Genomic DNA, 23,235 nt, shown 5'->3' with positions numbered 1-23,235 from the left:
GGTCGGGCTTCTTGTGGTTTCGACATCTTTTGGGTTATCTCGGATCAAGAATAGAAAGGCAGGTCTCTTAAGGAGACCTGCCCTACAGTTGTTCAAAGGGTGAAGTTTTTAGAACGTAAATGTCGCGCGAACGATGCCGGTCATGAAGGCGTCTGCATCTTCGCCGGCCCAGTCTTCGCTCGGCTTGAGGTAGTTGAGTTCGAATGTCCAATGGGTCCGCTGATGCATGTTGTAGCGCAGATAGAAATCGAACTCGGTGCCGATCGAACTGCTCTTTTCATCTTCGACACCAGTGAAGTAATCGACGTTGGTGCGCAACAGGTGAAGATCCAATCCGGTCGTGACCTTCTCTGACGGATAGTAAGCGATGCGGCCAACGATGTCGTTGAGGCCATAGATCAAGTTGTCACCGAGCAGATCAGTGCGTCCCTGGAACTGGTGCGGCGAACGCGTCACATTCGTCCATGACTTGTACTTGTCTTCGTCTTCGCCATCATCGCCCGAGGTCATATCAATACCGACTCCAAACGCAATCGGGCGTTCGTAATTTCCGGCATAGTAGAAAAGATCAGCCTGCAGCAAGTAGGCGCCGATATCTTCCTTGTCCTCGTCGTCGGGGCCGTAACGGAACTTGCCCATTTGATAGGCAAAGTTGCCTTCGAGAAGCAAATTCTTGCCGATATCGAACTTTCCGTAGCTGCCGATGGTATACTGGTGCTCGCGGCGATGACCGCCGATAAGTTCATTGTCGCGGTCATAGTAAGCAAACGGCATGATGCCGATCTTGGGGACGAATAGATTGACGCCCATGAATTCCTGATCATCATCGCCCGCCGGATCATTCTCGGCGCGCTTGAAGAGCAACAACTCACCGCCGAGGCTGGTGCTGTATCTTGACGCAGGTGCGGTTTTGAGTATCTCGATGCGTTCCATCCATGTGTGTTCAGTGTGATTGCGGACTTCATTGTAGTGAGTGAAGATGTTCTTATCGCCGAGATAGAAAACACCGCCATCATAGCTCTGGCTGCTGCTCCAGCTATCATCGCCGATGATGCGCTCGTTAGCGACCTGATAACGCATGCGACCGATCTTGCCGCCGATGTTGGCGCCGAGGCAGTCATCTACGGAAATGTACATCTGCGAAAAGTTGATAGAGCCGTCGTCGGAGCCTTGCCCGTAGTAATCACCGCCGAGAAGTTTCCACGATTGAAACTCGACGACGCCTTGTTCTTTATCGTTGGGAAAGAAAGTTCAGCGTCAGGCGCGTGCGAAAATCGTGAGCCGACGCAGCGGGGTCATCACTGAAATCGTCCAAGTAGTTGAAGCCGTAGCGCAGGTTGCCGTTGACCCTTACCAGATCATCGAGCTTGACGGACGAGACGGATGTAGGAATGTCGCGTTCATTCGCAAGTGCGAAAGACGAGAGCGCCATAAGAATCATCATCATAATGATTATTGGCGCGCGATAGCGTTGGTGCATGATTCCTCCTGGAGTGATTGAATCGATTAGTTACCGCAGTCCAGCGCTGAGTGCCGGCAGGTGCGGCAGGTTCTATTCATGTTTTGTTGACTACAATATCGTAAATGGGGAGCGATTTAGTCAACAAAAAACAAATGGACCTGTTGCAGCACAACGACTTGGAAGAGATTATTCCCAGCGTTGACTTGATGAGCGCCCAAGGGTATCTTCTGCGCAATGAATGTTAAAATCTATGGGAGTTGACCAGTCATGCCGCAAACACTTGTTGAAAAGATAGCACAGAAATTCGCATTCGGTCTCGAGCCGGGACAGGTCGTCCACGCCGGAGACTACATTTCGATCCGCCCCGGATACGTGATGACACACGACAACACCGGCGCCGTGATTCCAAAATTCAAATCAATCGGCGCGAGCAAGGTGTTCAATCGGCGGCAGATTGTGTTCACGCTTGATCACAACGTGCAGGACACCGGCGCGGACAATATGAAGAAGTACGGCAAGATCGAGGCGTTCGCGAAAGAGCACGGCATCGATTTTTATCCGGCGGGTCGCGGGATTGGACATCAGATCATGTGCGAAGAGGGCTATGCGTGGCCCGGCGCGATGGCGGTGGCATCCGACTCGCATTCGAATATGTATGGCGGACTCGGATGTTTAGGGACGCCGATTGTGCGCACCGATGCGGCGGCGATCTGGGCGACGGGTCGTACATGGTGGCAGGTGCCGCCGGTGGCGAAGGTTGAATTGCGCGGGAAAATGCGCAGGGGCGTGACGGGCAAGGATGTGATTGTCACGCTGTGCGGATTGTTCAACAGAGACGAGGTCCTCAACCACGCGGTGGAATTTGGCGGCGATGGCGTCAAGGCGTTGTCGATTGATGAGCGCTTGACGATTGCGAACATGACAACCGAGTGGGGGACACTGGTGGGGATGTTCCCGATTGATGAAGTGACCATTGCGTGGCTGCGGGCGCGTGCGGAATATGTCACAAGACGAGGAGCGCAGGGTGTGCCTTCGGACGAAGACGGCAAGGGCGGACATCCTCGGATGAATCATGCGCGTATTGATGAACTTGAGAAGAACATTCCAACCGCGGATGAAGACGCTGTGTATGCCAAGGTGCTGTATCTTGATCTCGATTCGGTGCAGCCGTATGTGTCAGGACCGAATACCGTGAAGGTGATGAACTCGGTGGCGGCGATGCGCGACAAGGGAGTTAAGATTCACAAGGCGTACCTGATGTCGTGCGTGAATGGGCGCATTGAGGATATCGCACAGGCGGCGGCGATTACGCGCGGCAAGAAGTTTTCGAAGGATGTCAAATTCTATCTGGCGGCGGCATCATCAGAGGTGCAGACCGAATCGGAACGACGCGGCGACTGGCAGGTGCTGGTGGACGCGGGAGCGATTGTGCTTCCGGCCGGATGCGGCGCGTGTATCGGACTCGGAACTGGCACGCTCGAAGACGGCGAAGTCGGTATCTCGGCGACGAACCGCAATTTCAAGGGACGGATGGGAAGTCGCGATGCACAGGCGTATTTGGCTTCGCCGGCAGTGGTGGCGGCCTCGGCGATAGCGGGGCATATCGATCTGCCGGGGATTGACGGGGACAGCAAACCGGTCGGTGGTGTGATTTCGCAGGGTGCAACGGCGGCCAAGCCGGCGGCGGTGAAAATCATCGAGGGATTTCCGGCGCAGATTAAGGGCGAGCTGATTTTCTGTCATCAGGACAATCTCAACACCGACGGCATCTATCCGGGCAAGTACACATATAATGATGACTTCACGCCGGAACAGCAGGCGGGCGTGGTGATGGAAAACTACGATGCCGAATTCGGCAAGATCGTCGAGAAGGGAAATGTGCTGGTGGGCGGATTCAATTTCGGCACCGGGTCTTCGCGCGAGCAGGCGGCGACGGCGCTGAAGTATCGCGGTATTGCGCTGGTGGTGGCGGGATCGTTTTCGGAGACATACAAACGCAATGCGTTGAATAACGGATTTCTGGCGATTGAAGCGCCGGAATTGGTGAATGATCTCAAGGCGCAATTTGGTGCGGAGAAGTTAACCGTCAAGACAGGAATTGCGGCGGTGGTGGATTTTGCGCACTCGAAGATATTGGCTTCGGGGAAAGGAATATCCGATTGGACCGGTTGGTGTGGCGGCGCAGGAGTTGATCTTGGAAGGCGGGTTAGAGGAGTGGGTGAAGGGGAGGCTCTAACGCCCTCACCCTACCCTCTCCCATAGGGAGAGGGGAACTTGTGGTAGGCAATCGTGGAGGTTGCAGCACGCATTGTGCGTGGGTCGGTGCTTCCGTCTCGGCGGACAGCTCGGCGCAAGACTTGACGCAACAAAACATAGGGAGGTTTAGTGCTAGGTGCGATTGTCGGTGATATAGTCGGATCGGTTTATGAATTCGACAACATCAAGATGACGGAGTTTCCGTTGTTCGGTGAAGATTGTCATTTCACGGACGACAGCATCCTGACGATTGCGCTGGCAGAGGCGATTCTCAAAGATCTCGACTATGTTGCGACGATGAAGCAATACTATGTTCGCTTTCCGTACGGAGGCTACGGCGGGTCGTTCTTAAGGTGGGTGCGTTCCGATGACAACATGCCATACAACAGCTGGGGGAACGGCGCGGCGATGAGAATCAGTCCGGTGGGGTTTGCGTTTGATTCGTTGGAAGATGTACTCGCGAAGGCGAAGAAGTACACCGAGGTCACGCACAATCATCCGGAAGGGATTGCCGGAGCGCAGGCAACGGCGGCGGCGATATTTCTGGCGCGGACGGGAAGCTCCAAGGAAGAAATTCGCAGGTATGTCAGTGAGAACTTCCAATACAATCTTCAACGCACGTGCGATGAAGTCAGGCCGGACTACGCGTTCAACGAATCGTGTCGCGGGACGGTGCCGGAAGCGATCATTGCGTTTCTTGATTCGACCGATTATGAGAATGCAATTCGACTGGCGGTGTCGCTGGGCGGTGACAGCGATACGCTGGCTTGTATCACGGGTGGAATTGCGGAAGCGTTCTACGGCGGAGTGCCGAAGGCGATTGCGGATGAAGCGATGACGTATTTGGTGGAGCCGTTGCGGGTCGTCACAGAGGAGTTTACGGCGAAGTATAGCGGGAGGTGAGCCTGCACGCACCAACGCCCGCAAGGGGCTAGGCTACGAACGCATCACATTCCGAACGATTGGGTGTTGATCTCGGTCAGGCTCCGCTTCGTCCGGGACAAGACCTGACGCAACACGAGTGGTGCGAGATTCTGATAGGCAGCGACGTCAAACCACTGGTCCGATGCACGAAATCTAGTGCCGGGTCTGACGTGCGCGGCCTACTCAAACGGTGTTCAGGCGTTTCGCCAAAACTTCCTGCAATCACTGCTTGGCTTTCGCCACTACTGCGACGATCTTGTACACGATCCAAAGTACAAGAATCACCAACACAATGGGCGTCCAAGCTACGATTACGATGGACAATTCTGCCAACGTCTTCATAAGCTTCCTCCGGTTATGTTAAAGAACTTTTCCGTGCGCTTTCTGCAAGGCGACACTGTCACAGATATGTCATTGCAATTCATATGCCGACACGGTTAAACGTGAGTCACGATTCCAAGCTATGGGGGAAGGGCAATACTGAGAGAACTAATGTCGCTTCCGCAATGAGGTTAAGAGGAGAAAAAAGTCGCCAATCGGATTGGAGAATGAGCAGGGCGTGGGCGATCCAAACGTGGACCAATGAAATAATTGATAACTTTGTGCAGGGTGATTCACATTGGTGTCAGTCATGGAGAGCGAGTGCAACTCCTTCGCCTCCGGACAAGAGACATACGCCCACAAGGGGCTAGGCTACGAACGCATCACATTCGAGTCGAGGTCTGATGCAATGACAAGAAGAAGTTCGACTGAAGTCGAACCCACAGAACGAACCGTTAGAACGAACCCACAAAGCGAACTCTCAGAACGAACGACAAAATCGGCCGTCAGGCAGGAGTTCCCATTAGGGGGACTTTGCCTGACGGCTCATTGAAGATCTCGCGCTTTAGGCTTGTCGAGATTGACAACTATTCATCAATGTCGCTCTACTCTGATTTGAGGGATGCCATGTCGATGCAGAAGCGATACTTCACGTCGGACTTGAGCATCCGTTCGTAAGCTTCGTTGACTTTCTGGATCGGGATGACTTCGACATCGGCGGTGATGTTATGCTTGCCGCAGAAATCGAGCATCTCCTGCGTCTCGGCGAGACCACCGATGAGCGAACCGGAGAAACTGCGGCGGCCCATGATCAGAGGAAAAGCGGAGACTTCGAGCGGCTTCTCCGGAGCGCCGACCAAGGTGAAGTTTCCGTCTCGTCCTAACAGGTTGATATAAGCATTGATATCGTGGTTAGCAGAGACGGTGTCGAGAATGAAGTTGAAGCTACCGGCGTGCTTTTGCATCTGGTTGCTGTCGTTCGAGACGACGACTTCATCGGCGCCAAGGCGGAGTGCATCCTCGGTTTTGCTGTGAGAGGTGGTGAACACAATCACGTGAGCACCGAAGGCGTGGGCGAACTTCACTCCCATGTGACCTAACCCGCCAAGACCGACGACACCAACCTTCTTTCCTTTGGTGACGCCCCAGTGACGTAAGGGCGAGTAGGTGGTGATTCCAGCGCACAGTAGCGGTGCTGCGCCGGCGAGTTCAAGATTATTCGGCACGCGCAGAACGAAATGTTCGTCGACGACGATGCTTTCCGAGTAACCGCCATAGGTCATGACGCCGGTGAACTCGTCGGGAGAGTTATAGGTCATGACCATCTTCGCGCAGTATTGCTCAAGGCCTTCGCGACACGCGGGACAGGTGCGGTCGGAACCAACCAGGCAACCAACAGCAGCGAGGTCGCCGGGAGCAAATTTCTTGACGGCAGATCCGACCTTGGTGACGCGGCCGACCATTTCATGGCCCGGCACAATCGGATACTTGGTGCCGCCCCATTCGTTGCGGACCGAATGAAGATCGGAGTGGCAGATGCCGCAGTAGAGGATTTCGATTTGAACATCGTGTTCATTTGGATTGCGCCGCGGAATCTTGGTGGAAGCAAGCGGGGACGTGGGGCTGGTTGCAGCATAGGCTCGGTAGTTATTCATCTATTTCTCCTGTTGATATGTCTGACTTATCAGACGATCTGTGATCTGCAAATTCGTGCCTTTAGAGATCAGACCGACTGACAATAGAGTTTACGCCCAATGGCACCGAACCGGGTAGACCAGTCCTGCTGAATCATTGCCTAATCCTCCGATGAGTGCGAAAATTGTGTTGATTGTCGATCTTTTGCTGCGTACATTCATGTATGACAATTACTGATGAAAAACTTGCAACGAATATTGCCCGGTGGACCAATCAGGAAGATCTACTCATGACAGCGATCCCGGGGCTCATCTTGTTTCGTCGTGAAAAGGCGACTGAACCGGAATGCGCTTTGTACGAGCCTTGTCTTTGTGTAGTTGCTCAAGGCGCAAAGCGTGTATTTTTGGGCGAAGAATCGTATGTATATGATTCGCGTCATTTTCTGATCACGACTGTGGACATTCCCACGATCGTGCAAGTCATCAAGGCGAGCCGGGAGAAACCATGTCTGGGACTCGTAATGAAGCTCGATCGGCGCGAGATTGCGCAACTCATGGTCGATAGCGGTCTTCCCTCGCCACCTGTTCAGAAATCGAGCCTTGGTATGGCGAACGGCAAGATTACAACGCCACTTCTGACCGCAATTCAACGGTTGGTAGATTTGCTCGATGAACCACAGGATATTCCGATTCTTGCGCCGATTATCCAGCGGGAGATTTTGTACCGTCTGCTTGTAGGCGAGCAGGGTGCCCGACTTCGTCAGATAGCATCGAATGGCAGCCAGGGCCATCAAGTGGCGCGGGCAATCGATTGGCTGAAGAGCAATTATTCGCGGCAGTTGCGTGTCGAAGACCTGGCAACGCAAGCGAGCATGAGTCCATCGACCTTTCATCATCATTTCCGGGCGTTGACCGCGATGAGTCCGCTGCAGTATCAAAAGTGGCTGCGATTGAACGAAGCCCGGCGGTTGATGCTGATCGAACGTCTCGATGCGGCGACGGCGGCCTTTCGGGTCGGCTATGAAAGCCCGTCCCAGTTCAGCCGCGAGTACAACCGCTTGTTCGGAAATTCGCCAGTGCGCGATATTGCGAGTATGCGTCAGGTCGCTGCCACTGAGAGCGCTTAGTTCTGAATCGTTGTTTCCTTTCTGAGTTTCTGTTCTACTTTCGTCCTTCCAAAGTCTGTTAATAAATCGGCATAACCCGGGTTAATCGGGACAGCAAAGGCCGTTTACCGAAACCGGTGTCCGCTATAGAGACCATTTGCATCTGCAACCGGGGCTACCTTTTGCAGACTCGCCCCCACAAGAGCTGACAGTGAGATCGAGATTGTTGAACCGCAACGGCCGTTGCGAACTCACTGCAAACACATGTTGGGCCGGCAAAGCTGGCGCTTCTGAGCGAACATCAGTGCCTTCACTTATTGGCGCGAGAAATAATGTCGAGTGGATGACAACATATTTTCTTGCTTAGTTTTCGTTGAGATGGCGAGAGGACACACCCCGTCTCGACCGCCCTCTCCGCCGCGGCGGATCGGGCGTTCGAGCCACCCCTCTTTTTAGAGGGGAATTGAAGTTGGAGGAGGCATTGGTGACAAATGAGTCGTGTGGTGGGTGCATGGTAGCGGAGAGCGAAAGGACTGCGCTACTACGAACTGCCCTCACCTCCCGCGAAGCCCTCACCCCTAACTCCTCTCCCAAAAAGGGAGAGGGGGGGGGCGTGCGCGGCCGCGGCGCGAGGACACACCGCGACTTGATCGCGCTCTCCGCCGCGGCGGCGGATCGCGCGCTCAAGGCACCCCTCTCAAGAGGGGAATTGAACTTGGCTCCAAGAATTGTAGGGTGTCGGGTTTTGCGCTTCCCGCTAAGGAGCGGGACAGGTCGGTGGGAATACCGACCTGCAAACTGCCCTCACCTCCCGCGAAGCGCGGGATCTTCGACCGTCCCTCTCCCGGTGGGAGAGGGATCAACTTGGGCTGCTAGGTTAGGCAACGGCGGGCGCGGGGACCGCGCCCCTACGGTTTGATGGTAACAAGAAGCCCGAATCACAGTGGATCGGACCTACAAAACTAATGTCGTACGCACAAGAGTGAAGGGTGAAGGATTGCGGACTCGGAAGTGGCTTAGTCTGACAGAGCGAAGTCGACGGCGGCTTGGGCGTGGATGTGAGTTGTGTCGAAGAGCGGTGTGGTTGTGTCGGCTGGTTTGATGAGGATCGGGATTTCGGTGCAACCGAGGACGATTGCCTGCGCGCCGCGCTGTTGCAGTTGTGTGATGATCTCCAGAAAGCGTTGTTTCGTTTCCGGCTTGAATATCTCCAACGCCATCTCATCGAGAATTGCATCGTGGATGTAGAGGCGGTCATTTTGTTCGGGGATCAAGGTTTCGATGCCTTGCGCACGCAACTTGTCGTGATAGAATGGCTCTTGCATGGTGAACTTGGTGCCCAATAAGGCGACCTTGTGAAGTTGGGCTCTGCCGATTTCAGCTGCGGTGGCTTTGGCAATGTGAATGATAGGAATGCCAATCTTCTCTTGAACCGGGTCGGCAATTTTGTGCAGGGTGTTGGCACAGAGGACTAAGCCCTCGGCGCCACCCTGCTCGAGAGTACGGGCGATGGCAATGATTCTTTGTGTAACGTTTTCCCAGCCTTCGACGGTGTCAGGAGGGCGAAACTCCTCGAAGTTGACAGAGTAAAGCAGCATCCGGGCGGAATTCAGCCCGCCAAGTCGTTGATTGACCATCTGATTTATGAGGCGGTAGTAATCGACGGTCGATACCCAGGTGGTACCGCCGATAAGTCCGAGCGTTTTCATGCCTTATGATACGCAAATCAGGAGGCAAAGTCCTCGGGAAATTCAGTGTGCAATTATTTTGATGGCAGTTAGATAGCGATTAAACACGAAACTTCCTGGTTCGTCTTACGAACATAAGTAAGTAATTACCTTTTCGTGCCAAGCGCGTTTCCTCAAAAGGAGAAACCGATGAATTACGTGAAAGCTGCCACTATCGTGATTCTTGCTGTTTGCCTGACGGCGTGCAGCAGCAAACCTGTTGATGACGGCAAGGTGCCGATATCGACAACTTCCAAAGAAGCACGCGAGCTGTTTGTGCAGGCGCAGGATCTAAATGACAAGTTGCGGGGCAATGAGGCGATTCCGCTTCTGCAACAGGCGGTCGCGCTTGATTCGAATTTTGCCCAGGCGCATTTGCTGATGTCGCAAACCGCACCGGGGGCTGCGGAGTTTTTTGCAAGCCTTGAAGCGGCACGACGTACCGCAACATTTGCAAGCGAAGCTGAGCAGTGGATGATCCAGGCATTTGATGCGGCTGTTGCCGGAAACACGACGCAGCAGTTGCAGACGCTTCAGAAGTTAGCCGCCGCGCGTCCGGGCGATGAGCGTGTCCACATGCTGATGGGCAATTTCTATTTTGCACAACAGAATTGGACTGAAGCGGTAGCGGCATATCAGAAGGCAGCGGCAATCGATTCGTCGTTTTCGCCAGTCTATAATCAGCTCGGCTACAGTTATCGTTTTAGTGATCGTGACACGGATGCCGAGTCGGCATTCAAGAAATATATTCAACTCATCCCGAATGATCCGAACCCTTACGATTCGTATGCCGAGCTGCTGATGAAACTGGGACGGTATGATGAATCAATCGCGCAGTATGAACAGGCGTTGAAGGTGCAGCCGACATTTCCGCCATCTTATTTCGGGATCGCATCGAATCTGAATTTCCTCGGACGTTACGAGGATGCTCGCAAAAAGATGCAGGAGTTTCTTGATTTCGCAGTCAATGACGGACAGCGACGGGCGGCATTCGCCGGTATGGCGGTATCATATATCGATGAAGGGAAGTACGATCTTGGATTAGAGATGCTTCAGAAGCAATTCGAAATAGCCGCAGGGAAAAACGATTTCGCGGCAATGTCCGGTGATGTGAACTTGATGGGAACTGTCTTGATCGAGATGGGTCGTTATGATGATGCTTTGGCGAAATTCAAAGAGACCGTCGAAATGCAGGCCAAAGCCGAAAACAACTCTGATCAACTTTCAGATCAGGCGCGACTGAATTATCAGTATGATGCCCAATTTGTACTTGATTGGCGAAGTTTACAACGCAATGGGCGACGCCGCCCTAAGTCAAGACTACTTCACAAAGGCGTATAACTATAATCTGGTAAATAACTTACTGCAATCGATGGCGCGGCAGAGAATCGCGCTGATTCAGCGAAAAGCCTAGGTAGCTCAGAGTTCCCCGCAGGTCCGAAGCCCGAAATTCGGACCTGCTCCTCCCTGTTATTTGAGAAAGATTTCACAAAATTTCGCTAATTTGCTTGACAAAGTAAGACGAATCTTACATTGTGAGCACATGATTACATTGACGCCAAAGGATGAGGATTACCTCGAGACAATTTATCGCATTTCACGCGATTCCGACACGGTCGGTGTTACTGATATTGCGCGAGCGCGCAATGTGACTGTTCCGACTGCCAGATCTGCAGTCAGCCGCCTAATTCGGTATGGCTTGGTCAGGCAGCAGCATTACGGCAAGATCATGCTGAATTCGGACGGCGAAAAACTTGGCGAACAGATCTATTCGGTACACAGTACGATTCGGCGATTTCTCGCCGAGGTGTTGTTGCTTGATGCAGAAAAGGCGGATGAAGAGGCCTGCCGGATGGAACATGGGCTTTCGCGGAGTACACTGCGGCGGTTGAGTCTGTTCCTTGATGCGGTCAATGGTTGCGGCGGTGGGAACCCCGGCTGTTTGGGGCGGTATCGCCAATCAATAGGGTCTAAATAGTCATGAATTATGACAGTTTTGTGACAGCGGTCACCTTAGAATATCGATTTTCTCGGGAGAGTTTATGAATACCAAGAAGCTAAGCCTTGCGGACCTCAAGCCGGGGGAAAGTGCGCGCATAGTTGCAGTGCATGCCCTTGGCGCGGCTCGACATCGATTGATGGACTTTGGCTTCCGTTGCGGCGAGCAGGTCACGATGGTGCGTTCGGCACCGCTGGCTGATCCAATCGCTTACAAACTTCGCGGCGCATACGTCAGTTTGCGAAAATCAGAAGCGAACCTGATTGAAGTGGACGGCTCCGAATGATGAGCCTTGGTGTTGAGAAGAAGACATACACCGTAGCGCTGGTTGGTAATCCTAACAGCGGCAAGACATCGATTTTCAACGGACTTGTCGGTGCGCGTGCGCATGTCGGCAACTATCCCGGCGTAACGGTTGAGAAGCGCAGCGCGGTGCTCAATCGATCGGGATTGGAGATTGAGTTTGTCGATCTGCCGGGTGTCTACTCGCTATCCGCGGCGACGCTCGATGAGCGGATTGCGCGGAAGTTCATTCTGCACAATAAGCCGGATGTCGTCATTAACGTAATCGACTCCGGCAACTTAGAGCGCAATTTGTACTTGAGTGCTCAGGTGATGGAGATGGGCGTGCCGATGATTTTCGTTCTCAACATGTGGGACGAAGCTCAGAAGCAGGGCATTACTATTAAGGAAAGCAAGTTCACAAAATTGTTGGGCGGTCCGATCGTGAAGACGGTTGCGCACAAGGGTGAAGGGGTAAAGGAACTGCTTGAACTCACTGTCAAATTCCTGCTCGACAAGAGCAACCTTGCTGAGTTCACTCCGCAGATCAAGTATGGCGGCGAGATTGACACGCAGATCGCAGAGATTACCCGTACCGTCGGATCTACGAGTTGCAATACGCTGCCGCCGCGCTGGTATGCGGTGAATCTGCTTGAAGATACGGTCAACATTGACGATTTCGCGAAGCCGACTCCTTCGGAGCGGACGCTGATTCATACGCAGGTGGCGGATTCCAAGAATCGCATCAAGAAGCATCTTGGTCACGAATCGGATACTGCGATCACCGATGCGCGATATCGCTATATCGGCGATGTGCTTGATTCGGCGGTGAATCGCGGCAGCGATACGCGGATGCACTTCTCAAACAAACTCGACTCGATTCTGACGCACAGATATTTTGGATATCCGATTTTCCTGTTCTTCATGTGGTTGATTTTTCAAGCGACATACGTTATCGGACAGTATCCGGCGGATTGGATTAACCAAGGCGTGTTGGCGCTGCAAGGTTTGATTTCCGGTCTTCTGCCGGCGGGCGTGATCAATGAATTGGTTACGAACGGAATGATCGGCGGCATGGGCGCAGTGCTGGTGTTTCTGCCGAATATCATGATTCTGTATCTCGGTATAGCAATCATGGAAGATTCGGGGTATATGGCGCGAGCGGCGTTTATGATGGATCGTTTCATGCGCGTGCTGGGATTGAACGGGAAGGCTTTCATTCCGCTGTTGATGGGATTTGGCTGTAATGTGCCGGCGATCATGGCGACACGGACGCTGGAGTCGCATCGCGACCGCGTGTTGGCGGTGTTGATTATTCCGTTTATGTCGTGCTCGGCGCGGTTGTCGGTGTATGTATTGTTCTGCGGCGCGTTCTTTGCGGGAAATGCAGGGAATGTCATTTTCAGCCTGTATCTATTGGGGATTGCGGTTGCGGTGATTTTCGGCCGGCTGCTGAAGAAGAGTTTATTCAAGGACGACACAGCGCCGTTTTTCATGGAGTTTCCGCCGTATCGCCGTCCTACTTTCAAGACGGGCCTGCTGATGATGTGGGAACGGGCGAAGATTTATCTCGGCAAGATTGGCAAAGTGATTCTTGTCGCTTCAGTGGTAATCTGGTTTTTGGGTGCGTTCCCGAAGATTGATAACTATTCGCAGGATTACGATTCGCAGATCAGTGTGCTGCAACAGCAGGGTACACCCGAAGCCGAAGAGCAGGTTGTGCACTTGCAGAGCCAGATGCAGACCGAAGAGATTCAGCATTCGTACATTGGCCGGATCGGTAATTTGATTCAGCCGATAATCGAGCCGCTTGGGTTCAACTGGCAGATGGGAATTGCGCTGATCACAGGGTTTGTTGCCAAGGAAGTCGTCGTCTCGACGTTGGGAGTGCTGTATCAGCTTGGTGAAGATGTGGATGAGACTTCGACATCGCTGATGAACATTATTAGCGATGAGTCGGGAGGAATCACGCCGCTAGTGGCGTATGCGTTCCTGGTGTTCGTGCTGTTGTATACTCCGTGTATTACGGTGATGGCGGCGATGAAGCGCGAGATTGGCGCCAAGTGGATGTGGTTTGGAATGTCGGTGCAGTTGGCAGTGCCGTGGGTGGCTGCATTCGCAATTTACCGGCTCGGGCTGTTGTTTGGTTTGGGCGCGTAGCTAAAGTCTTTTGACAAAAGCACTAAGTATAGAATTCCCGGCGGAACCGAAAGAGTCCCGCCGGGAATTGCATTTTGCAATGCTACTATTTCGACCCCCAATCTCGAAGTTATAGAAAAAATTCACAAGCTGTGACAGCCGTTTGACACGATTTTCTGCGAAAATCCGTACTCTCTATTGTATGGATTTCTTGCTCCCCGTTTCGACAACTCACCGAAGCAGATTCTGTGTATTCCAGTCCAGCCAACGTTGTGCCTTCGCGCTGATGCTTGTTCTGTTGCTTAGCATTAGTGCTCCCGCATTTGGTATCAAGCTGGGTGGAACGATCACATCAAGCGAAGACAAGTCGCCGGTGGTCGAAGCGAATATCTTGGTAGAAGAGCTTGATCTGAATGCACGCGCCGATCTTGAGGGACGGTATCAGATTGAAATCGACAAAGCCGGCAAGTATCGACTTCAGATAACGCATGTGAGCTTTGAGACGAAGGTGCTCGACATCGAGTTGGGTGAGCGCGATACGGTGATCAATGTGACGCTGTCTTCACGAACCTACATCTATGACGAAGTCGTGGTTACCGGCACGCGCACACCATATTTGCTCAAGGATGTTCCGGTGACGACGGAAGTCATCCGAACCGATGATGCGATAAAGACGGGAGCTTCGACAGTTGATCAGGCATTGAAGTCGGCAGTGGGGATCAATGTTGACAACAATTTCTCCGGCAGCGGGGCATCGTTGCGCGGTCTCGATCCGACGCGGGTGCTGATTCTGATCGACGGCGAGAAGATGGTTGGACGTGTGCGCGGGGCGATTGATCTGGCGCAGATATCGCTCGCCAACGTTGAGAAGATTGAAGTGGTCAAGGGAGTCGGCTCGACGCTGTACGGGAGTGATGCGATCGGCGGTGTGGTGAATATCATCACGCGCAAACCACAAGCTCAACTAAGGCTGAATAGCGCAGGCGAATACGGGACTTTCAACTCGTATATGCAGAATCTTGAACTGGAATCAAAGCGGGGCAATTGGGGGCTGCAGATGGGAGCGCGATTTGACCGCACTGACGGATTTGATTTGGACAAGACGACACCGCACACCAATGGAATGGAGCGGATCAAGCGATTCAACCTTGACGGCAAGGTCACGCGAAGACTTTCGAAGGCGTTTGATTTGACAGTCAATGGGAATTTCTTCCGCGAACGCAAGGACTGGATTGAGTCGGAATACATCGACCCGATCACGTTTACTTTCGATGATCAGGAAAACAACTTTCGTTATTCGGCGGGGAGCAAGATCGCATTCCAGCCGAATCCGCGTACGCTGGTGGATGTCAATGTGTATGGGACCTATTATGACCACCTGTGGGAGAAATTTACGGCATCCGGCGCGCTGTCGGACAAGTCGCGAACCGAGGACTATCTGGGCGAAGCGTCGGTAAATGCGACGCACAGCTACAAGGATGGACATGTCGTCACGATGGGCGGCGACTTCGTCGCGCAGTCGCTGAAATCGGAAGAGATTGAAGGCGGTACGCAGGAGGTTTCCAGCGGCGATGTTTATATGCAGTACGAGTGGAAGCCGGTTGAGAATCTGACTATGCTTCCGGGAATCCGGCTCGAAGAACATTCGACATTCGGCGAACACGTCAATGCTTCAATCAACGTGATGTATAATCCGCATCCGCGGTTTCGTATTCGCGGATTTCACGGCGGCGGATTCAGAGCGCCTTCGATCAAGGAACTGTACTTCCGTTTCGATCACTCGGCGGCGGGATACATCGTTATCGGCGGTGGAGAAGATCTGAATCCGGAAAAGTCGCGCAATAGTTCATTGTCTTTGGAGTACAGCTACGAGGGGATCGGACTGCACCGGATTACCTATTTCTACAACGACATCAACGACATGATCGAGTTCAACCTGACGGGATTCTCGCCGACGTATTGGCGCGGGATTTACAAGTATCAGAATGTTTTCAAAGCATACACACGCGGGATCGAGTGGCAGAGCGAACTGAAGATTAATCATCACGTCGATTTCTCGGTGTCGTACACCTGGCTGACGGCGAAGAATCGCGAGACGGGACATTGGCTGTTGAACCGTCCGGAGCATGCGCTGAAATTGCTGTCATCGATTCATTTCGATGAGGTCGGGTTGGTCGTGACGGCATGGGGAAGCTGGTACTCGGGCAAGCTGTGGGTGCCGCTGGGAGAGCAGAATGATTTCGAGACGGATGTGTGGGCGCCGACGCGACGCGATATCAACTTGAGTGTATCGAAGCGGGTGTGGGATAATCTCGAGGTTTTCGCGCGCGGCGAGAACTTGACTGACGATGTCGAGATCGAATTTGGTTACTGGCCGGGCAGGACATTTCACGCTGGGCTGCGCTGGAACAGCATGTAGTTCGCGAGGAATCTGAAGTATGAAAGAACAACAATTCAATAATAGAGAGGAGTAACGAATGAGGTACTTCAAGGTAGTTTCATTGATTGCGCTTTTGATGACGGCCGTAGTTGGGTGTTCGAATGATGATGACGGAACCGGACCGGGTGATAACAATACGAACAGCTGCTGATGCAACACTATTGTCGGCAGTGGATGGTGGATGGAACCACTTTGCTCTCGATAGTCTTTGAACAACTGGCTCAGTCCGACTACCCAGGAACTTTCCAACTACGTGTTTGCAATGAAGGATGCGGAAGGCAAATGCCTGAAGTTCCAGATTGTTGGACGTCATTGGCGGAGGCGCTCCTCCGACGATGGGGCAGATTGTTCTCAAGTATGTTTACTCGGCGACAGGTACTGACCTGTCAGCTGCTGCAGAAGTTGATACAGTAGGTCCTACAGACGACACGCTGTACTATGATTTTTCAACAGGTACCGCGTCATTCAATTTGACCGACCCGGGCAACCGGATTGATTGGGATATACGATTCTTTCACTATGATGCCGACTTGAACAGCGGAGTGTTCGGCATCGGCCAGGGCGTCGGCCATTCCAGGTGTATGATTCCCGGCCCAGTGATCCTTCCGACTCGACGGACTTTGATGACTACTCAAGCGCTCAAACGGTTGGGCCAGCGTGCTGTCCAGGACGAGATTGCATCCGTCTTTAGAAATCCCGATCGTGGTACAAATACAATTTGCAGACTCATCATATACTCGCGCAAAGATATCTATGCATTGAAAGTTGGCGGTAAGACTTACAAGGTGTTCAGATCATCAGTACTATAACCGGATACACAGGCATCCGGACACTATACGATCAATTGGGCAGAACTATAACCTCCATTCTGACCCAGCAAGAGAAAACGCGGCGGATGACAACATCTGCCGCGTTTTGATTTGTAGCGAGTCTTGTGATTGATGCCGTTAGGCGGCGATGATTTCGACCAGTTCGATATCGAAGACGAGGTCTTCGCCGGCCAACGGGTGGTTGGCATCGAGCGTGACCATGTTGTCTGCGACGTTTGTAACAGCGACATTCACGGTTGAGCCGTCGGATTGTTCCATGCGCAGATTCAGGCCGATGCGAGGTTCGATGTCGGGCGGAAACTCCGAGCGGTCGACATCGAGGACCAAGCCGGGTTTGCGCTGACCATAGGCATCGGCGACCGGGATTGTCACAGTGGTTTTGGCGCCGATATTCATGCCGAGAACGGCGCTGTCGAAACCGGCGATGACTTGCTGTTGGCCGAGGATAAATTCGAGCGGGTCGCTGCCTTCGGAACTGTCGAAGATGGTTCCGTCAAGAAGTTTGCCGGTATAGTGAACGCGGACGGTATCGCCATTTTTAGCTGAAGCCATAACAGACTCCTCTCTTGGTTGCACGTATCCGAGAGAAGCCCGAGTACGCAGATGAACTGCAAAAATTCCGCGAACATAATAGGGATTTCGCGAGGATTGTCAAATATTCTCAAGGGGGAATTTGGGGTGTGGAAGGTGGTGGCTTTCGAGCAGTTTCAATCGACACAGCGCGTTGCCCTCACCCCTTCCCCTCTCCCAAAGGGAGAGGGGAGCAGCAACGGAGGGCAGGTTGTTCGACTGAAGTCGAACCCACAGAAACAGGGAGGAGACAAAGGAGGACGCCGACAATGGGGTTGGATACGGGAGATGCGAATGAAGCAACTATTTGTGGATAGAAACGTAAAGTTATATCAAGTAGTATGACCGAACCTTGGATAACCACGAAAGAACTTTGCCGCTACTATCAACGCGGTCCGCAAGAAATTCGCGCAATCGACAGTGTTAATCTTAATATCGCCCGCGGCGAGTTTGTCGGAATAGTCGGGTCCTCCGGTTCCGGCAAATCGACGCTCTTGAATTTGCTTGCCGGGCTCGATACGCCGACTGCGGGGAGTATTGCAGTTGGTGCGACGGTGTTGAGTGCGCTTAGCCGCAAGGACCTTGCAGCGTATCGCGCACGCCAAGTGGGGATGATTTTCCAGACATTTAATCTGCTTCCGCATCATACGGCGCTTCGCAATGTCGAAGTCGCCCTGTATTTCAATGACACACCGCGCAACGAGCGCCACAAACGGGCGAGCGAAATCTTGACCAGCCTGGGAATGGGCGACCGGCTGGAACATCGTCCGAGTGCGCTTTCCGGCGGCGAGCAACAGCGCGTGGCGATTGCAAGGGCGCTGGTCAAGCGGCCGGAAGTGATATTCGCCGACGAGCCGACGGGGAACCTCGATTACGAAAATGCACGGCAAATTGCGGCGTTGTTGACTGACCTGAACAAAGAGGGATTGACTGTCGTGATGGTGTCGCACGATTTGGAACTGGCGCGCAGTATCTGTAATCGAATCATCAAAATGCACTATGGCCGGATCGTTGAAGATTCGGGGGCACAACAGTGACATCGTACGATCTGATTACGGCGGCGGCGGATAATCTGTGGCGGATGAAGCTGCGTTCGATCCTGACGATTACCGGCGTGTTGATTGCGATTGCGGCTTTTGTGTCGATGATCTCGTTCGGCGCCGGAAATCAGCAGTATGTCAACGAGCAGTTCGAGAAATTCGGGCTGTTGACGACGATGCAGGTGTTCCCCGAAGATGACAAGGACAAGAGCGACAGTGTCAAGGCGAAGGTGCTGAATGATTCGGCGCTGGCGCTGCTGGCGCAAATCCCGGGTGTGCGTCTGGCTTATCCGCTGGAGGCGTTCGAAATTGTAGCCAAAATGGGAGACAGCACAGCGACACTAAATGCGCAGGCGATATCATCGGAGGTTGCCGGTACGACGGCAATGTCGCAGTACGTCGCAGGGACACGATTTGCGAGTGACAGTGCGAGACAGGCGGTGGTGACGCGCGATTTCCTTAAGCGAATGGGTATCGAAGATGCGGACTCTGCGGTAGGAAGAGAATTGGTGGTTACTGCACGGTTGATTCGAATCGACAGCGCGTGGTCGGCGATAATCAGCGATCGCGACGGTGCGATACGCAAGAGACTGCGCGGCATTGATCGCGATTCGATTTTTGAGCCGGGCTATATGATGGGGATGCTGAGGCGGGAGACCTCGGAGGCGTTGCGGCGGTTCTACTCGGGATTGATGAATAACCGCGAGCTGGTTACAGAAACGCTGAAGATTGCCGGTGTTATTCCGGGCAGGCGCGAGAGTCCTCTGCGTGTGGAGCAGGTTGTTTTGCCGCTGGCTACGGCGCGGAGGCTTAATGACAGCGATATCTCGATGTCGCCGGCGAGTTTGATGAGTTCGTTTAGTTCGGGAAATCTGCCGGATATGTTTGCGCCGAAGGAGGGCAAGTCATACTCCAAGGTGACGCTCGATTTTGATCCGCACATGCCGTTCAAAACAGTCCGCGATTCGGTGAAGGCGCTGGGATTTAAGACTTTCAGTTTTGCCGAGGAGTTCGAAGAGATACAGAAGATGTTTATCTATTTCGACATGGCGCTGGGGATGATCGGTTTGATTGCGCTGGTGACGGCTTCGTTGGGGATTGCGAACACCATGATCATGTCGATTCTGGAGCGTCGCCGCGAGATCGGCGTGCTCAAGGCGCTGGGTGCGGATGATTCGGATATTCGGCGGATATTCTTGTACGAGGCGGCGGCAATCGGCACGCTGGGAGCGACATTTGGAATCATTTTGGGCTGGGTCATTGCGCGGATTGCGTCGTTTACGGCGCAGTCGTTTATGCGCAAAGAGGGTATGGAAGCAATCGAGTTGTTTGCGACGCCGTGGTGGTTGATCGCGATTGCGTTGGGGTTTGGAATCGTGGTGAGTTTGCTTGCGGGGTATTATCCGGCGCGAAGGGCGGCAAGGCTCGATCCGGTGGAGTCGTTGAGGAATGAGTAGGGGGCGCAGTCCGATTGTCGGGTTCCACGCTTCCCGCTAAAGCGCGGGACGGGTCCCTGAGAACACCGACCTACAATTATGTGAAGAACACGGACCACCAAAGTGATCCCAGCGCAAGCGCTGGGGCACCCTCACATGAATCGTATCTTTGGACAAGAGAGATTCATTGCGATCTTGAGTCTACTTCGCTGCCGAATTGCCGCCCCAAGGGCCGATGTCGGAGCGAGTGCCGTCGAGATCGGTGAGGACAGAATCTCCAGCATTGATCAAGACGGATGTCGGAAGCAGTTTGAATGACAGTGTATCAGCGAATAGGGGATTGACAGAGATGTTGCCGAACTTGCCGGTCAGGTCGGCGATTTCCTGGTAGTTTGCCGCCCATTTGAGGTCTTCGCCGGCAGCGGTAGTCGGTGCGGCGCGTTCGGCGGAAATGATCTCCGGGTCGACATAGACGTTGTTGTTGGCGATTACAAAGTCAACGGGATTGCCCAGCATCCAGATTCCCACGCAAGGACAGACCCACTTTGCACGCCAGCCATTATTGTAAACGATGTTGTTGACGAAGACGCCGCGCGGTCCGAGTTTTTGTTCGCGGTCGCCCCAATTGGCAAAGCCGCAGTTGCCGTTGCGATAAATCAGATTGTTGGATGCTTCCATGAATGACTCGCCGGTAGCGATGATTCCCCAGCCGAGGCAGTCCTGCACGATGTTGTTGCGTACGACTGCACGCGAAGTTCCGAACGAGCCGATGCCTTTCCAGAATTCACTGACGCGATTGCGTAGGACGGTGGCTTGGGCGTCCCAGGTTATGCCGATTCCAGCGCCGCGGCCTTTGGTGATGACGTTGTCGGCGATGAAGGCTTTGGCGCCACGATAGAGCGCGATGCCATCCCAGCCGCCGTTGATGATGCGGTTGTTCTCGATGAAGAGCTCCGAGCCTTCGCGGACGAAGATTCCGCCGATGCCGACGACGACGGTGGTGTCGCGGTTGTCGTTGTTAATGATCTCGCAATTGCGGACGGTGAGGCGGGAGAACTTGGCGACGATAGCGGCATCGGTGGCGTTGCCATCGCGGTCGCGGACTCCGCCGGTGATCTTTACGTTCTCAATTGTTGATCCCCAGCTATTGGAGAAGTAGATGCCGTAGCCGGCGTTGGTTATCAGAACGACGGAATCGGCATGGTCGCCGGTGATTGAGAGGGATTTGTCCTTAATGATGAATCCGTAGGACGCTTCGACGGGGGTAATCGGCTCGGTGCAGTTGCCGCATAAATCCTCAGTAAATTTGGTCGATATCCCATTATAGGTGCCACTCAGCAGGACGATCTTGTCGCCAGAGTGCGCCGAATCGATTGCGGTTTGGAGACTTACGAAAGGCGCCCGGAAAGTGCCATCGCCGCCGGGTTCGGCACTTGATTTTACAAAGACAGTATTGTAATCAGGCTGATACTGACCGGCACAGGATAGAAGAAGTGCGACGATACAGACCAGCAACGATATCCAAAAACGCATAAGACCTCCACTTGCGAGAACGGTTTAAACTATATAAGTTAGCCGCCCATGAACAGGAAAAAAAGCAGTCCCAATACGTTGCCGACCAATCTCAGCCTGTTCGAGCAACCGTTCCTGGTACAGCCGTCCAAGACGGAGAAACCAAGTGACGGGATACTGCCATCGGTTGATGAACTGTATAATCGATTTCATCATTTTAACGTAAAGTATTTTGCGGGTAAGCTCCCAACGCCGCGGATTCGCTACTCTTCGCGGATGCTGTGCGCGGGCCAATACATCCGCGGCCGGGTAGAGATCGTGCTATCGAGCAAGTATCATGAGCTGTTTCCGGAAGATATCGATGATACGCTCAAGCATGAGATGATCCACATAATTCACTTCAATCACAATGCTGATTTCAAGAGCGAGGCCGCGCGCATTGGCGCTTCGGTCAAAGCCAAGGCGCATTCGCAACTACGATTGCCGGCGCGCTACATCTATCAGTGCAAGTCGTGCAAGACGGAATACCCGCGTCGTAAGCGGTTGATATCGGCGTCGTGCGGGAAGTGCTCGCCCTCGCGTTTTGATGCGCGTTTCAAGTTAGCGCTTAAAAAAAAACTGAAGTAAGCAAACCTGTCCGTTCAACTCCCAAAATTGTGAAGCGATTTCTGCGATTCTTGAAGCAGTTGTAGAATCGGCCCAGACACAAAAAAGGGACACAGCGCGCTATGTCCCTTCGATAACTGAATGCCTGCACGAGTCTACTTGGCGGCAGCGAAGACTTTGTTGACCTCATCCCAGTTGATGATGTTCAAGAAAGCAGCAATGTACTCAGGGCGACGATTTTGGTACTTGAGGTAGTAGGCGTGCTCCCAGACGTCAATGCCGATGATCGGTTTCTTGCCTTGGGTGAGTGGCGAATCTTGATTGGGAGTCGTCACGATTTCCAACTTACCGCCGGAAGCGACCAGCCATGCCCAACCTGAGCCGAAGACTCCAGTCGCAGCAGCAGTGAATTTTTCTTTGAAAGTGTCGTGACTGCCGAAAGTGCTGTTGATCGCATCGGCAACGGCTCCGCCAAGTTTGGCGTCTTTCTTGAGGATATTCCAGAAGAAAGTGTGATTGGCGTGCCCGCCGCCGTGATTACGGACGGCTGTGCGGATGGCCTCGGGAACCGAGTTGAGGTCGGTCACAAGTGCTTCCACCGACTTGGTTTGAAGATCGGGCGCATTGGCGAGAGCCTCGTTGAGTTTGGTGACGTAAGTCTGATGATGCTTGGTGTGATGGATGGTCATCGTTTCCTTGTCGATGAACGGTTCAAGTGCATCATATGCGTAGGGAAGTTTGGGTAATTCGTAGGCCATATTGACTCCTTCTTATGCTAGCAAGTATTCACTAACTATGTTTGTTTTCAAGACATCATTGATGACTTAAGTCGCCGATTGTCTTGTGAGATAAATATACGAGTCAAACGTGCTTCTTCTTGGAGGATTTGGTGCTCATTGTCAGGTAAAAATCTGTTGCAAAATGTCGATGATTAAGTTATCAGCACTAAAC

General features: G+C 53.1%; 18 protein-coding genes and 1 pseudogene. 12 read left to right on the top strand and 7 right to left on the bottom strand.

Going from position 1 to position 23,235, the window contains the following annotated elements; all coding sequences use genetic code 11:
* Positions 1–108: 108 nt before the first annotated feature.
* Positions 109–1,137 (bottom strand): hypothetical protein, encoded by a 1,029-nt coding sequence (locus tag IPH59_07320; GenBank protein MBK7091515.1) that lies wholly within the window; start codon positions 1,135–1,137, stop codon positions 109–111.
* Between the two features lie 94 nt (positions 1,138–1,231).
* Complete coding sequence (locus IPH59_07315) at positions 1,232–1,480, bottom strand: hypothetical protein (GenBank protein ID MBK7091514.1); 249 nt, start codon at positions 1,478–1,480, stop codon at positions 1,232–1,234.
* A gap of 249 nt (positions 1,481–1,729) precedes the next feature.
* Between IPH59_07315 and lysF the strand changes: the two are divergent.
* Both lysF and IPH59_07305 read left to right on the top strand, forming a co-directional pair.
* A pseudogene (lysF, locus tag IPH59_07310) lies at positions 1,730–3,698 on the top strand (homoaconitase).
* A gap of 149 nt (positions 3,699–3,847) precedes the next feature.
* Positions 3,848–4,621 carry an ADP-ribosylglycohydrolase family protein gene (locus IPH59_07305; protein ID MBK7091513.1) on the top strand — a complete coding sequence of 258 codons (774 nt, stop codon included), beginning with the start codon at positions 3,848–3,850 and terminating at the stop codon, positions 4,619–4,621.
* A 947-nt stretch (positions 4,622–5,568) separates the two neighbouring features.
* Here the strand turns inward: IPH59_07305 and IPH59_07300 are convergent.
* On the bottom strand, positions 5,569–6,618 hold the full coding sequence (locus tag IPH59_07300) for an NAD(P)-dependent alcohol dehydrogenase (protein ID MBK7091512.1): 1,050 nt from the start codon (positions 6,616–6,618) through the stop codon (positions 5,569–5,571).
* Positions 6,619–6,821: 203 nt separating this feature from the next.
* On the opposite strand from IPH59_07300, the gene IPH59_07295 reads away from it, so the two are divergent.
* Positions 6,822–7,724 (top strand): AraC family transcriptional regulator, encoded by a 903-nt coding sequence (locus tag IPH59_07295; GenBank protein ID MBK7091511.1) that lies wholly within the window; start codon positions 6,822–6,824, stop codon positions 7,722–7,724.
* A gap of 995 nt (positions 7,725–8,719) precedes the next feature.
* Here the strand turns inward: IPH59_07295 and IPH59_07290 are convergent.
* Entirely contained in the window at positions 8,720–9,412 is a 693-nt protein-coding gene (locus IPH59_07290) for an aspartate/glutamate racemase family protein (protein MBK7091510.1), read from the bottom strand.
* Between the two features lie 168 nt (positions 9,413–9,580).
* Between IPH59_07290 and IPH59_07285 the strand changes: the two genes are divergently transcribed.
* From IPH59_07285 to IPH59_07260, 6 genes are all read left to right on the top strand, one after another.
* A complete protein-coding gene (locus IPH59_07285) occupies positions 9,581–10,771 on the top strand; it encodes a tetratricopeptide repeat protein (GenBank protein ID MBK7091509.1) in 1,191 nt (396 codons plus the stop codon).
* A gap of 202 nt (positions 10,772–10,973) precedes the next feature.
* Positions 10,974–11,408: a metal-dependent transcriptional regulator gene (locus IPH59_07280; protein MBK7091508.1), complete on the top strand. Its 435-nt coding sequence runs from the start codon at positions 10,974–10,976 to the stop codon at positions 11,406–11,408.
* A 64-nt stretch (positions 11,409–11,472) separates the two neighbouring features.
* Entirely contained in the window at positions 11,473–11,715 is a 243-nt protein-coding gene (locus tag IPH59_07275) for a ferrous iron transport protein A (GenBank protein MBK7091507.1), read from the top strand.
* A complete protein-coding gene (gene feoB, locus IPH59_07270; GenBank protein ID MBK7091506.1) occupies positions 11,712–13,871 on the top strand; it encodes a ferrous iron transport protein B in 2,160 nt (719 codons plus the stop codon). Before IPH59_07275 ends, feoB begins: the two co-directional genes overlap by 4 nt.
* Before the next feature lie 277 nt (positions 13,872–14,148).
* Entirely contained in the window at positions 14,149–16,269 is a 2,121-nt protein-coding gene (locus IPH59_07265) for a TonB-dependent receptor (protein MBK7091505.1), read from the top strand.
* Between the two features lie 320 nt (positions 16,270–16,589).
* Entirely contained in the window at positions 16,590–17,099 is a 510-nt protein-coding gene (locus IPH59_07260) for an HmuY family protein (protein ID MBK7091504.1), read from the top strand.
* 138 nt (positions 17,100–17,237) lie between these two features.
* Here the strand turns inward: IPH59_07260 and IPH59_07255 are convergent, their stop codons facing one another.
* Complete coding sequence (locus IPH59_07255) at positions 17,238–17,672, bottom strand: peptidylprolyl isomerase (GenBank protein ID MBK7091503.1); 435 nt, start codon at positions 17,670–17,672, stop codon at positions 17,238–17,240.
* Positions 17,673–18,031: 359 nt separating this feature from the next.
* Here IPH59_07255 and IPH59_07250 point away from each other — a divergent pair, with 359 nt between their 5' ends.
* The gene (locus tag IPH59_07250) at positions 18,032–18,727 is read left to right on the top strand and encodes an ABC transporter ATP-binding protein (protein MBK7091502.1); all 696 of its coding nucleotides are present in this window, start codon (positions 18,032–18,034) and stop codon (positions 18,725–18,727) included.
* Complete coding sequence (locus IPH59_07245) at positions 18,724–20,187, top strand: ABC transporter permease (GenBank protein ID MBK7091501.1); 1,464 nt, start codon at positions 18,724–18,726, stop codon at positions 20,185–20,187. Before IPH59_07250 ends, IPH59_07245 begins: the two co-directional genes overlap by 4 nt.
* 180 nt (positions 20,188–20,367) lie before the next feature.
* On the opposite strand, the gene IPH59_07240 is transcribed toward IPH59_07245, so the two are convergent.
* Positions 20,368–21,699: a right-handed parallel beta-helix repeat-containing protein gene (locus tag IPH59_07240; protein ID MBK7091500.1), complete on the bottom strand. Its 1,332-nt coding sequence runs from the start codon at positions 21,697–21,699 to the stop codon at positions 20,368–20,370.
* A 48-nt stretch (positions 21,700–21,747) separates the two neighbouring features.
* Between IPH59_07240 and IPH59_07235 the strand changes: the two genes are divergently transcribed.
* The gene (locus IPH59_07235) at positions 21,748–22,305 is read left to right on the top strand and encodes a SprT-like domain-containing protein (protein MBK7091499.1); all 558 of its coding nucleotides are present in this window, start codon (positions 21,748–21,750) and stop codon (positions 22,303–22,305) included.
* 134 nt (positions 22,306–22,439) lie between these two features.
* Here IPH59_07235 and IPH59_07230 read toward each other — a convergent pair whose 3' ends face one another.
* On the bottom strand, positions 22,440–23,042 hold the full coding sequence (locus IPH59_07230; protein ID MBK7091498.1) for a superoxide dismutase: 603 nt from the start codon (positions 23,040–23,042) through the stop codon (positions 22,440–22,442).
* Between the last annotated feature and the right edge of the window lie 193 nt (positions 23,043–23,235).

The organism is bacterium (assembly GCA_016708315.1).
In the GTDB taxonomy this organism is placed as follows: Bacteria; Zixibacteria; MSB-5A5; order CAIYYT01; family CAIYYT01; genus JADJGC01.
This window is presented reverse-complemented; position numbering and strand designations above follow the sequence as displayed.